Raw genomic sequence first — 11509 nt, forward strand, 5'->3', positions numbered from 1 at the left:
GCGTTCGGGGTTAGCGGGGCCGGCGCCCTTTGGCACCGCCTCTTCTGGGGACCAAACCCCTGAATGAAGGGAGGGGGTGCCACGCCCGGAAGAGGGCCCCCGCCACCCTGCCATCGCGCCGCGTCCGCGCACCTCCCGCTGTCCCGCCCGTCCCGACCTGGACGACGGGCCCCTGGTCCCGCGTCCTGCCCTGGAGTCCGTCGTGTCCCCCGCGCACCGTCCGGCACGGAGCTTCGGCTCCCTGCCCGCCCCCGTCCGCCTCGGCCTCGCCGCCACCGCTGCCCTCGCCCTGCTGGGCGGGTGCACGTCCGCCCCGGAGACGACCGCGCCGGTCCCCGCGCCCGGCACATCACAGCCCGCCGTGCCGGAGAGCCCGGGGGAGCCCACCGGGCACGCGGCTCCCACCGAGGTGTCCATCCCCTCGATCGGCGTCACCGGTCCCCTCATGGAACTCGGTCTCAACGCGGACGGAACGGTGGAGGTCCCGCCGGCCGAGGAAGGCATGACCGCGGGCTGGTACGTCGGCGGAGCGGTGCCCGGCGAAACCGGTGCCGCGGTCGTCATCGGCCACAACAGCACCCGATTCGGCAGAGCCGTCTTCCACGATCTCAAGGAGATCACCGAGGGGGCGGTCATCACGGTCGGCAGGAGTGGAGCAGCGCCGGCCCGCTTCACCGTCACGGGCACCGAGACCGTCAGCAAGGAATCCTTCCCCACCGAGAAGGTCTACGGCCGCACCGAGGAGCGCGCTCTGCGGTTGATCACCTGCGACGGCGAGTACGACGCCGAGGGGCACCCGGTGGACAACCTCATCGTGTACGCGACGTCGGACTGACGAGATTCATCCCGCGTTCACCCCGCCCGTGGGGGCCGTGGGAGCCGGAGTCTCCGCCGGTACGAGTCCGTCCGCGACCAGCCCGGCGAGTACGGCCTCGCCCAGGGCGTGCACGGCTGACCGGGGCCGGACCATGACGGTGAATTCCTTGATGCGCCCGTCGCCGTCGAAGTGCAGCAGATCGATGCCGTGGATCTCCTTGCCGTTGACCGTGGCCCGGAACACCAGCACCGCGGACGGGGCGGATGTGTTGTCGGCGCTGGTCTCCGCTGTGCCGGTGTACTCGCCGACGTAGCGGAAGTCGTCGAACGTACGCAGCAGGACCCCGAACAGGCCCAGCACCATCGGCCTGCCCTCGAACGGGGTGAACTTCACGGGGCTGTAGAGGCGGATGTCCTCGGTGAACAGGGCGTCCAGGGACGACAGGTCGCGGTTGTCGACGGCTTCGCGGAATCGGTCTGCGGTGCTCACGGTGTGGCCCCGGCCTCTCATAGTCATGAATGGTACTAGTCAGTTTCATGACTATCATGGGTGGCGCGAGCCCGGCAATGACGCGCGGAGGCACCAGCGCCCCCGGGAGCGCGGCCCGCCACGACGAGCGCTATTGACCTCGCCAGATGTTGTCGAAGGCGGCGTCCTCGATCGACCGCCGCTGCCGTTCGGCTTCCAGGTCCCGCACCGCGTTGTGGACCATCGCGAGCACCGTCTCCACCGCCTCGTCCGCCACATCCGGGGGACTCCCGAGCGACCGCTCCCGCTCGTCCCGCTCGTCCTGCTCGCCCCACCGCTCCCGCTCGTCCTCCCCGGGCTGTCGGCCACGGATCCCGATGGCCGTACCGAGGGAGACGAGCACGGGCTCGTCCGACGACCAGCGTTGGTGTGCCGAGCGGCGGTCGGGCGTATCGGCCAGTACGGTCCGGCTGCCTCCGAAGGGCGCCCAGCGGGAGCGGCGTCGCCGGGTGATCTGCCCTTCCGACTCCAGTGCCGTGAGGTAGACGCCCGCCAGGTCGCGGCCTCTGCGCCACAGCCAGTCCTCGACCGACTCGTACGGCACCTCACGCACGACGGCGGCCGACGCCTCGTTCAGCAGACGGTCGTCGACCGCCCCGTTCCCGTCCGGTACGACACGATCGCCGTCCACCGTCACGGCCCGCGCGTTCAGCAGATCGATCAGCTCGCCGCCGGCGAGCGCCAGCGACACGTCGCCCTGCCCCGGAAGGTGGCCGGACGCCACGTCCAGCGTGGTGATCAACAGGTCCCGTGGTGTGGTCATCGACGGCTCCAGTCGTGGGCACGGCCGCTGTCGGTGACCGGGTGGCCGGCCCGACACCCGGCATGACGGCCGGGCCACGCACCCGCCCGTACCGCCACTCACGACCGGTTCTCAGGGTACGGACCGGGCCCGGCGGCTGCATCCCGCGCCCCTTCCGCCGGGCCTCCCGCGAAGCTCCGCGCGCCGGGCCGGCCGAGCCGCGAGCGCTAATCTCCTCGGATGATCACTCAGGGGCTTTCCGACAGGACCGGACGGGGCGTCACCTTGCGGGAGGTCGACGACGAGAACTGGCGGGCCGTCGCCGACGTCGCACCCCTCGACGACCAGCGACGCCATGTCGCCGCCATGGCGGCCCGCTATCTCCTTCTGTCGATGCGCGAGGACAGCTGGAACTCGCTGGCGGTCTGTGCCGGCGAAACGGTCGTCGGTCACGTCATGTGGGGCCGGGACGACGACGGCTCGCACTGGATCGGGGGAATGCTGATCGACGGCCCCGAGCAGGGCAAGGGTGTCGGCCGCGCCCTCCTGCGGACGATGACGGGCTGGCTGGCGGCGCGGGAGGACTGCCGGGCGATCCGGCTGGCCTACCACCCGGACAACACGGTGGCCGCACGGCTCTACGAGTCGCTCGGTTTCGTGCCGACGGGAGAGGTCGACGGTGACGAGGTCGTCGCCGAGTTGGCGCCGTCCGTACCGCTGCCCGGCCCGTGAGGTACCCGCTCCCCGGCGGAGCCACGTGACGAGCCGACCGCTTCGGCGTCGGGGGTGACGGCAGGGCGGGTACGCCGTTCCCCGCCGTCACGCGGTTCGTCGTCGAGCGTGACCGTTCCCGCCGCACCGTCCACGGTGATCAGCTGTCCCGTCCGGATGTGTTCGGTCGCACCGGGTACACAGATCACGGCCGGGATGCCGTACTCCCGCGCCACGGTCGGCCCGTGCGCCATCACCGCGCCGGTCTCGGTGACGAGCCCGCCCGCCGTGAGGAACAGCGGCGTCCACCCCGGATCGCTCGTCGGCACGACGAGGATCTCGCCCGGTTCGACATACGCGTCCGCCGGGTCGCGGACCACCCTGGCGGGGCCGCAGGCCCGTCCGGCGGCGGCGCCCGTACCGGTGAGTGTGCGGTCGTCCGGCGTCCGGGCCGGGAGCAGGGTCTCCACATCGGTGCCGTCGGAGAGCAGGGCGACGGGAACGGTCCGGCGCCTCAGCTCCCTCGCGTACCGGGACTTGCGTTCGGCGACCGTCGCGCGAGGATCGTCCCCGCCGTCCACCAGGGCGCGCAGCTCGGGCAGGGTGAGGAACCCGACGTCGTCGGCGTGTTCGAGCAGCCCTTTCGCCCGCAGCTCGGCGCCGATGAGCAGCAGCCGCCGGCGGCGGTCGCGCAGCGCGTACAGCCCGGCGAACTTCCCCGCCTCGCGCAGCCCGGCCAGCTCACGGGCCCGGCGCAGGAAGAAGCCGGCGAGCCGGCCGCGGACGGGACGCTCGCGGCGGGCCCGCCGTACGAGCTCGGCGAGCATCGACTCCGCCCGTTCCGCTGCGCGTTCGAAGCGCCGGTCCGGGCCCTGGTCCGGATCGGTGACCCGCAGGTAGTTGGCGAGTGCCGCGAAGACCGGGGCGGGCGCCTCGGACCAGCGCGGGACACCGGCGTCGACCTCGGCGGCGCAGCGGTGCCCGTAGGTGTCGAGGAACGCGGTGAGGCCGAAATCGGGCAGCTCGCCCGCGAGATGGGCGGCTGCGAGCCTGTCCGGCGAGGTCTCCAGCAGCAGGTCGCGGTACGGCGCCGCGTGCCGGGCCACCCGCCAGAGGGCGAGGTCCATCTCGATCGTGACGTTGTGCGGCATCCCGCCGAGCACGGTCCTGATCTCGTCGTCGCTCGCGATGTCCTTGAGGAGCGCCGGCAGTACCGCGGCCACGAGGATTCCGGTGACGACCGGCCAGGTGAGGGCATCGAGTCCGGAGTCGCCCCGCTCGGTCCGCTCGACCAGCGGCAGCAGCTCCAGGGCGGTCGTCGGGTCCGCGACGGGCTGTCGCCGGAGCTGTTCGATCTTGTCGAAGACGTGTGACCGCGCCCTGGCCGGCCGGGCGAGCGCGCCGAGTATCCCGGCCACTGCCCTCGGCGCCGCCGACATCGAGGCCGTGCGACGCCGGCGGCTGCCGCCGCGTACCGGCGCGAACCTCGGGTCGTGCAGGAGGTGTTCGACCACGGCCTGGGCCCGCGGCCCGAAGTCGACCGCCATGAGCTTCACCAGCCGCCGCCTCGTCACGGGATCGCGCATCGCGTCCGTCAGGTCGCCGTACAGCCGTCCGCCGATGTCGACGACGTCCACCCTGAGGCCGACGGACGCGAGCATGCCGGCCAGCATCTCCTTCAGCGTCGACATCCCCACCGGCGTCACCGGCTGGAGCATGCCCTGCACATGGCCGAACTCGACGTACAGGCGCGGTCCCGGCCGCTCGCTCGCCGGGGGCGCGGGGAACAGCGTGGTGATCGGCCGCGACTGGAGCAGCCACAACGTGCCGTCGTGGTCGTACGCCCACTCCACGTCCTGGGGTGCGCCCAGCCGGCTCTGGAGCCGTTCGCCGACCTCGCGGAGCTCGTTCGACCGGGCAGGGGTGAGGCAGCCCCGTACCTCCGGAGCCGTACCGTCCAGTACGTAGTGGTCGGCGCTCGCCGCGCCGTCCACGACGGCGGTGCCCGGGCCGGGGGCGGCGTCGACCACGCACTGGCTCCGCGACCCGGTGAGCGGGTTGGCGGTGAACAGCACGCCGGCGACATCGGCGTCGACCATGCGCTGGACCACGACCGCCATCCGTACGGTGTCGTGCGCGACGCCGGCGGCCTCGCGATAGGCGGTGGCCCGCTCCGTGTGCAGCGAGTCCCAGCAGGACCGGACCGCGGCGAGTACGTCGTCGGCGCCTTCGACCGAGAGGAAGCTGTCCTGCTGGCCCGCGAAGCTCGCGTCCGGCAGATCCTCGGCGGTCGCGCTCGAACGGACCGCGACGGGACCGGCGCCGAGCCGCTCGTACGCGGCGAGGACCGCGGCCCGCGGTACCTCGCCGCGGCTGTGCGCCTCGGTCGTGACGCAGAACCCGTCCGGTACCCGCTCGCCGAGCCGGATCAACGCGGCGAGCCCGGCGGCCTTCCCGCCCACCAGCCACCGCTGTCGCGGGTCGATCGCCGACAGTGCGAGCACGTCCATCACGGACCTCCTTTTTTCAATACAGTCGCAATGTATCTTGGAGGCATTGCGGGCGCAATGTAAAGTGGCGGCCGTGCCCCGCAAGGTCGACCACCGTGAACGCCGTGAGCTGCTCGCCGACGCGCTGATGAGACTTGCCGCCTCCGGAGGCCTGGAGAAGGTGAGCCTGCGGCACGTGGCCGCGGAGGCGGGCGTCTCGACCGGGATGGTGCAGCACTACTTCCGCACCAAGGACGAGATGATGACGTTCGCCCTGGGCATGGTCATGGACCGGATCCGCGAACGGTCACAGGCCGAGATCGTGCCGGGGCCCCCGCGCGAGCTCGTACGCGCTCTGCTGCTACAGGTGCTGCCGCTGGACGAGACGCGCCGGCTGGAGAACCATGTCGTGCTCGCGTTCCTGGCCTACGCCGCAGTGAAACCGTCGATCGCGTCGGAGCTGCGTCAACTCGCCGCGGAGACACGGACGTTCATCGCCGACCAGCTCAGGGCCTCCGGTCCGGCGGACGGGGTGGACCCGGAGCGCGCGGCTGCCGGTCTGCTCGCTCTCGTCGACGGTCTGGGGCTCCAGCTGCTGTCGACGCAGTACGGAGTGGACGACGCGGTGGCGGCGCTCGACGCCCAACTCGGCCTGCTGTTCGGCGGTCGGTCGGCGTAGTGCCCCCTCTCATTCGCGGAGGGCTGTGTGGGGGGGGCTGGGGGGAGGTACCGCTCGCGCGGTATGTTTCCGGTGTCGGGACGGGTCTGTTTCTGGCCGGGGCGGGGTGGCGTTGTGGGTCGGGTGAGGGCGGGCGTGCTGGTGGTGGGCGCAGGCCCGGTGGGGCTGCTCGTCGCCTGTGAACTGGCGGCGTTCGGGGTCGGGGTGTGGGTGGTCGAGGCGCGGGGGAGTGTGTCGGATCGGCCCAGGGCGACGACACTGCACGCACGGGCGGTGCAGTCCCTGGCGCGGCGCGGTTATCCGGCTGGGCCGGCGGGTGCCGGTCCCGGTCCCCGTGCCGGTTCCGATGGCGGTGGTGGGAGCGGCGGCTTTCACTTCGCGGGCATGCCGGGACTGACGGTCCCGGTACCGGCGGGGGAGCCGGCGGCGGTGCTGAAGTGCGAACAGCAGGCGTTGGAAAGGTCGTTGGAGGAGCGGGCGCGCGCCGCGGGGGTGGTGGTGCTGCGTGGTCACCGGGTGACTGGGCTGCGCGAGGCCGCGGAGGGGGTGCGGGTCTCGGCGGTCGGTCCTGGTGGGCGGGCGGTGGAGTGGGTCGCGGAGTACGTGGTGGGCGCGGACGGTGCCCGGGGTGTGGTGCGCGCGCTGGCGGGTTTCGGCGCGACGTCGTATCCGGCGACGGTCTCCGCCATGGCCGGTGATGTGCGGTTGGAGAAGCCGGGGGCCCTGGTGGCGGGGTGGCATCGGACCCCGCGCGGATGGGTGGTGGTGAAGGACGTGGCCGGGGGTGGGGTGCGGCTGCGGACGTTGAAGTGCGAAGGCGCCTCGGAGGCGCGCGGGGCGCCCTTGACCTTGGCGGAGTTCCGCGGGGAGGTGTCACGGATCGTGGGGCGTGAGGTGGGCATGGGGTCGCCGAAGTGGTTGAGCAGGTTCAGTGACTTCTCCCGGCTGGCGGGGTGTTACCGCAGGGGGCGGGTGCTGCTGGCGGGGGATGCGGCGCATGTGCATTTCCCGATCGGCGGCCAGGGCCTGAGCACCGGTGTGCTGGACGCTCTGAACCTCGGGTGGAAGCTGGCAATGACGGTGCGCGGGTCGGCGGGTGAGGGGTTGCTCGACACGTACGACCGGGAGCGCCGGCCCGCGGCGCGGCGGGTCATCGACCACACGCGGGCGCAGTTGGCGTTGATGCGGCCGGAAGCCGGACTCGACCCGCTGCGGGCCCTGTTCGGTGAGCTGCTGGCCGGGGCGCCGGAGGGTGGTGTGCTGGCGTCGATGGTCAGCGGCCAGGACACGGTGCTGCCCGCGCGCGGTGCGGACTCCTCCCCGTGGGAGGGGAGTTTCCTGGCCAACGTGCCACTGGTCACCGGGGAGGGCCCCACCGGGCGTACCGATGTGATCGAACTGCTGGCCGGGGACCGGCCGTTGCTGCTGATCCTCGGTGCGGACACGGGCGGCCATGAGCGGCGGGCACGTGCCTGGGCGGGGGTGTTGAGGGTGGTGCGTGCGGAGCCGGTGCCGGGTCTGCCGTACGACGCGGTGCTGGTGCGGCCCGACGGGTACATCGGCTGGGCGGCCGGCGGAGGCGGGCTCGCGCCCGCCCTCAGGGCGTTTTTCGGCGAGGGCGAGGGCGAGGGCGAGGACGGGGGCGGGGGAGCGGGAGTGCGCGACAGCCGTTCGGGCGCGGTCAGTTGAGGGGCACCGAACGCCGTTCCTCCTCGGCGGCGCGGGTGTTCTTGAGCGCCTTGTGGACGGATGCGCCCCTGTTCTCCGCCAGGTCGACCGCGGCGAGCACCGACGGCACCACGACGCTGGGCAGCACATGACGCAGCAGGATCGCGACCCTGTGGGGCAGGTCCCGGTAGTTGGACGTGGCCTGGGACATGGCCTGGATGCCGGCGAAGGCTCCCACCAGCACGTCCGAGGTCTCGGCCGGTACGACATGGGGCATCAGTTCGCCCTGCGCCTGGGCCCTGTTGAGCAGATCGGTGCCGACCTGGCTCCAGCGCAGGAAGGGGCCGCTGCGGTCGAGCCCCTGGGCCTGCTGGTCGAGGGAGAGCCGGACTCCGGCCCGCACCAGGGGGTCGTTCTGGAGACGGTAGGTGTGCAGGAAGACGGTATCGACCAGTTGCTGCACCTTGCAGGGGCGTTCGGGGACGGGCAGTTGCTGGTCCTGCTCGCTGATCACACCCTCCGCCAGGTCCTCCTTGGAGGGGAAGTGGAAGTACAGCGCGCCTTTGGTCACGCCGGCGGTGGTGAGGATCTCGCTGATCGTCGCCGCCCGGTAACCTCGCTCCTCGAAGACCTTGGCCGCGGCCGTGAGGATCGTCCGCCGAGTGCGGATCGCCCGGTCCTGCTGCACCACTGTCGGCCTCCTCTTGTCCATTGAGCCCGGAGAGCCCGATAAAAACCGTCCAGTCTGTATCTTACTGCAATTCGGTGTTTCCCATTCCTGTGCCCGCCGCAAACCGGATTCGGTGAGACGCGGGGCCGCGGGCGTGCACGGGCACGGGGGCAGACGCCGGAGCGGGGACTTCGTACGGAGGGGGACGCCGGATGATTCTGGTGACGGGTGCGACCGGAACGGTGGGGCGGGAGGTGGTGCGGCGACTGCCCGCCGGCCGGCGGGTTCGCGTCTGGGCCAGGAATCCCGCGAAAGCCACCGGCTTGTCGACGGCGGTGGAGAGGGTCGGCGGGGACTACGGGGATCCGCGGGCGCTGGCACGGGCGGTGTCGGGGGTGCGCACGGCTCTCCTGGTGACCACCCGCCCCGGGGAAGACGACGACGCCCGGTTCGTCGCCGCCGCGCGTGCGGCGGGGGTGCGCCGGGTGGTGAAGCTCTCCGCGGCGGCCGTCCTCGACCCGCGGGCCGATGACCTCATCACCCGGTGGCAGCGTGCGAGCGAGGAGGTGCTGAGGGCGTCAGGTCTGGAGTGGACCCTGCTGCGACCGCGCGCCTTCATGTCCAACTCCCTGGCCTGGGCGGCCTCCATACGGTCCGAGCGGACCGTACGCGCGCTCCATGGGACATCGGGCAACGCCTGTGTGGATCCCCGGGATGTGGCGGAGGTCGCCGCGCGGGCCCTGACCGAGGAGGGGCATGAGGGGCGGGCGTACACGCTGACCGGACCACGTGCGCTCACGGCGGTCGGACAGACACGGCAGCTCGGCCGACTGCTGGAAGTCCGGCTGCGCTTCGAGGAGTTGAGCCCGGAAGAGGCGCGCGCGGCGCTGGAACGGCGGTATCCGGCGCCGATCGCCCGGGCGCTGCTGGAGAGCGCGGAACGGCAGCGGGCCGGCGCGAAGGCCGAGGTGGACGACACCGTCCGCAGGCTGACGGGTCGCCGGGCGAGGTCGTTCCGCGAGTGGGCCGTCGATCATCTCGACGCCTTCGTCCCGCTCGCGGAGGGGAGGATGCGAAGTGACGGCTGATCAGTTGTCGGGCCGGGGGGCGGTGTCGGGTACCGCGTGTGGGGGGAGCGGGCCGGTGCCCGGAACCGTGCCGGGCACCGGCCCCGCGTCTACGCGGTGGACGGGGTGGTGGTGATGGTGGCGCGGAAGGCCGTCGTTCCGTTCTGGCGGGCGGTGACGCGGACGGTCTCCTCGTCGTCCGCTCCCGAGCCGGGGAGCCGGAACGCCTCGACGACGCAGTCCGGGCCGAATTCGACGTAGCGCGTGAACTCGCTGGTGACGGCGAGCGGAAGGGAGGTGTGCCCCAGGGTGGCGGTGGTGGCCTGGCGGGCCGCTTCGAGGAGCAGCATGCCGGGCACGTGGTCGACGGGGTGGTCGAAGAGGACGGGATGGAGGGTGTCCACCCTCAGGTGCCAGCGGCGCGGCTGACCGGTGGGGGAGAGAACGACGTCCGTGGGCGAGACACGCCCGACGGTCCGGGGGTTCTCGGGGGCTGTCGGTGAGCCGGCCGGGGCGCCTTCACCGGTGTGGATTCTCGCGGCGCGCAGCCGTTGGTAGACCTTGGGGCCGATACAGGTGAACGAGCCGCCGCCGGTGGCGGCCGGCCGGCCGTCGCGGCGGATCTCCACATCGACACGGCAGCGGGTCAGGGTGCCGCGTCGCCGCTCCACCTCGGAGCAGGTGACGTCGAGTTGGAGAGTGGCGGGTGCGCGGCCCACCCGGAAGTGCGGGGGGCGGATGGTGACGTCCAGTTCGCCGACGAGCAGATGGTGGTCGAGGGGGACGCCGAACTCCGCGTGTGCCAGGAGCAGTCCGGTCTGTCTGATCGTCTCGGCGGCGATCAGCGGGTCGTGGCAGCCGCCCACGTTGGTGTAGAAGCTGTGTCCTCGGGGCCACTGGGCGGTGACGGTGAAGTGGTGGTCGTCCACGCGTTCCCAGTTGGTGAGCATCACCTCGGCGATGCTGGCGCGGTGGACGAACTCGCGCGGGACGGTGGTGGTCAGAGACGGTCGGTGGTGGGGTGCGGCGGTTGTCCGGACGGCTCCGCCGCGGGACCCGGTGGGGTCGGCGGTGGGTAACTGGTGCAGGGCGCGGCACGTGCTCGCAGACATGTCTGTTCCCCCTGAGCGGCGTTGGCCTGTGGGTGCTGTCGCAGATGGTGTCGGTGTGGCCGTACGGGGGGCGAACATACATACCGACCTGTTTGCATTCCAGTGGCGCAGGACCCTCCGTCCGCACGGCTTGTGGAGGGGGCGGCTCCCCTTCGGGTCCCGCGCGGCCCGGCGCGAGTCGTGTGTTTCCGGCCGCTGCCAGGGGGGATGTCGGACGGCGGCGTTGCATGCCGCCGTCCTGACGCCTGACCGGCTCCACGCTCGCCGTGCCGGTTGTCCGGGTGGCCCGTGGCGGACCTCAAGCGGCCCCTCAGCGCTTCTCTAGTCACCTGACCGACCATGACCGGGCTCGATGGAGACAGGGGGTGGGACGGATGGAGGGTGCACCGGCGGTGCTCCGTCTGGAACGTGGCCGGGCCGGTGAGGACGAACTCGCCGCGGTGGCTGTGGTGCTGCTCGCGCTGCGGGCGCGGGTGCCGGCGCGGACCGGGCGCGGAACCCCACCGGGATGGGACTGGTGGAAGCGGCCGGGGGCCTATGTGGCGCCCGGCAGTTGGCGGTGAGCCTGCCGCCACCGCACGGCGTGCCGTCCGCCACGGGAAACGCGACCGCACACACGGTTCGGGAATGTTCTCCACAAGGCCGGGCGAGATCCGCGGCCTTGTCCCAGGAAGGGACCAGGGATGGCGATGAGGACTGCCGCCGTGCCGACCGCCGCGGCGCCGGGCGATCCGCGCGGTCAGGTGGCGGAGTTGCACGTGATCAAGGCCCGTGCTGTCGCGGGGCCGAGTGACCGTGCGACCGAGGCGCAGCACGCCAAGGGCAAGCTGACGGCGCGTGAGCGCATCGCGCTGTTGCTGGACGAGGGGTCGTTCCGGGAGGTCGAGCAGTTGCGCAGGCACCGGGCGACGGGGTTCGGGCTGGAGGCGAGGAGGCCGTACACGGATGGTGTGATCACGGGCTGGGGGACGGTCGAGGGCCGTTCGGTGTTCGTGTACGCGCATGATTTCCGGATTTTCGGTGGTG

The 11509-nt window shown here is 72.2% G+C and carries 12 protein-coding genes; 7 read left to right on the plus strand and 5 right to left on the minus strand.

Annotated features, from left to right (window positions below; genetic code table 11):
• Positions 1 to 202 precede the first annotated feature (202 nt).
• A complete protein-coding gene (locus ACZ61E_RS30405; protein WP_469703395.1) occupies positions 203 to 835 on the plus strand; it encodes a class F sortase in 633 nt (210 codons plus the stop codon).
• 6 nt (positions 836 to 841) lie between these two features.
• On the opposite strand, the gene ACZ61E_RS30410 is transcribed toward ACZ61E_RS30405, so the two are convergent.
• Together ACZ61E_RS30410 and ACZ61E_RS30415 are read right to left on the minus strand one after the other, a co-directional pair.
• Positions 842 to 1327 (minus strand): nuclear transport factor 2 family protein, encoded by a 486-nt coding sequence (locus tag ACZ61E_RS30410; RefSeq protein ID WP_469703397.1) that lies wholly within the window; start codon positions 1325 to 1327, stop codon positions 842 to 844.
• A 109-nt stretch (positions 1328 to 1436) separates the two neighbouring features.
• Positions 1437 to 2108: a GOLPH3/VPS74 family protein gene (locus ACZ61E_RS30415; protein WP_469703399.1), complete on the minus strand. Its 672-nt coding sequence runs from the start codon at positions 2106 to 2108 to the stop codon at positions 1437 to 1439.
• A 219-nt stretch (positions 2109 to 2327) separates the two neighbouring features.
• Here ACZ61E_RS30415 and ACZ61E_RS30420 point away from each other — a divergent pair, with 219 nt between their 5' ends.
• Complete coding sequence (locus ACZ61E_RS30420; protein ID WP_469703401.1) at positions 2328 to 2819, plus strand: GNAT family N-acetyltransferase; 492 nt, start codon at positions 2328 to 2330, stop codon at positions 2817 to 2819.
• On the opposite strand, the gene ACZ61E_RS30425 is transcribed toward ACZ61E_RS30420, so the two are convergent.
• On the minus strand, positions 2726 to 5308 hold the full coding sequence (locus ACZ61E_RS30425) for a PEP/pyruvate-binding domain-containing protein (protein ID WP_469703402.1): 2583 nt from the start codon (positions 5306 to 5308) through the stop codon (positions 2726 to 2728). The two genes, ACZ61E_RS30420 and ACZ61E_RS30425, sit on opposite strands and share 94 nt — an antisense overlap.
• Before the next feature lie 73 nt (positions 5309 to 5381).
• Between ACZ61E_RS30425 and ACZ61E_RS30430 the strand changes: the two genes are divergently transcribed.
• Together ACZ61E_RS30430 and ACZ61E_RS30435 are read left to right on the plus strand one after the other, a co-directional pair.
• The gene (locus ACZ61E_RS30430; RefSeq protein ID WP_469703404.1) at positions 5382 to 5966 is read left to right on the plus strand and encodes a TetR/AcrR family transcriptional regulator; all 585 of its coding nucleotides are present in this window, start codon (positions 5382 to 5384) and stop codon (positions 5964 to 5966) included.
• 63 nt (positions 5967 to 6029) lie between these two features.
• Positions 6030 to 7655: an FAD-dependent monooxygenase gene (locus ACZ61E_RS30435; protein WP_469703405.1), complete on the plus strand. Its 1626-nt coding sequence runs from the start codon at positions 6030 to 6032 to the stop codon at positions 7653 to 7655.
• On the opposite strand, the gene ACZ61E_RS30440 is transcribed toward ACZ61E_RS30435, so the two are convergent.
• The gene (locus ACZ61E_RS30440) at positions 7648 to 8325 is read right to left on the minus strand and encodes a ScbR family autoregulator-binding transcription factor (protein WP_469703407.1); all 678 of its coding nucleotides are present in this window, start codon (positions 8323 to 8325) and stop codon (positions 7648 to 7650) included. The genes ACZ61E_RS30435 and ACZ61E_RS30440 overlap by 8 nt on opposite strands.
• Positions 8326 to 8516: 191 nt before the next feature.
• Here ACZ61E_RS30440 and ACZ61E_RS30445 point away from each other — a divergent pair, with 191 nt between their 5' ends.
• On the plus strand, positions 8517 to 9392 hold the full coding sequence (locus ACZ61E_RS30445; RefSeq protein WP_469703408.1) for an NAD(P)H-binding protein: 876 nt from the start codon (positions 8517 to 8519) through the stop codon (positions 9390 to 9392).
• A gap of 89 nt (positions 9393 to 9481) precedes the next feature.
• Here the strand turns inward: ACZ61E_RS30445 and ACZ61E_RS30450 are convergent, their stop codons facing one another.
• The gene (locus ACZ61E_RS30450; RefSeq protein ID WP_469703410.1) at positions 9482 to 10483 is read right to left on the minus strand and encodes a ScbA/BarX family gamma-butyrolactone biosynthesis protein; all 1002 of its coding nucleotides are present in this window, start codon (positions 10481 to 10483) and stop codon (positions 9482 to 9484) included.
• A 374-nt stretch (positions 10484 to 10857) separates the two neighbouring features.
• On the opposite strand from ACZ61E_RS30450, the gene ACZ61E_RS30455 reads away from it, so the two are divergent.
• Both ACZ61E_RS30455 and ACZ61E_RS30460 read left to right on the plus strand, forming a co-directional pair.
• Positions 10858 to 11046, plus strand: coding sequence for an acyl-CoA carboxylase epsilon subunit (locus tag ACZ61E_RS30455; protein ID WP_469703412.1), 189 nt, complete (start codon positions 10858 to 10860; stop codon positions 11044 to 11046).
• A 126-nt stretch (positions 11047 to 11172) separates the two neighbouring features.
• Positions 11173 to 11509: carboxyl transferase domain-containing protein (locus tag ACZ61E_RS30460; RefSeq protein ID WP_469703413.1), on the plus strand; the 337-nt coding region annotated here is incomplete at its 3' end.

It is taken from the genome of Streptomyces sp. NPDC104581, assembly GCF_055583685.1.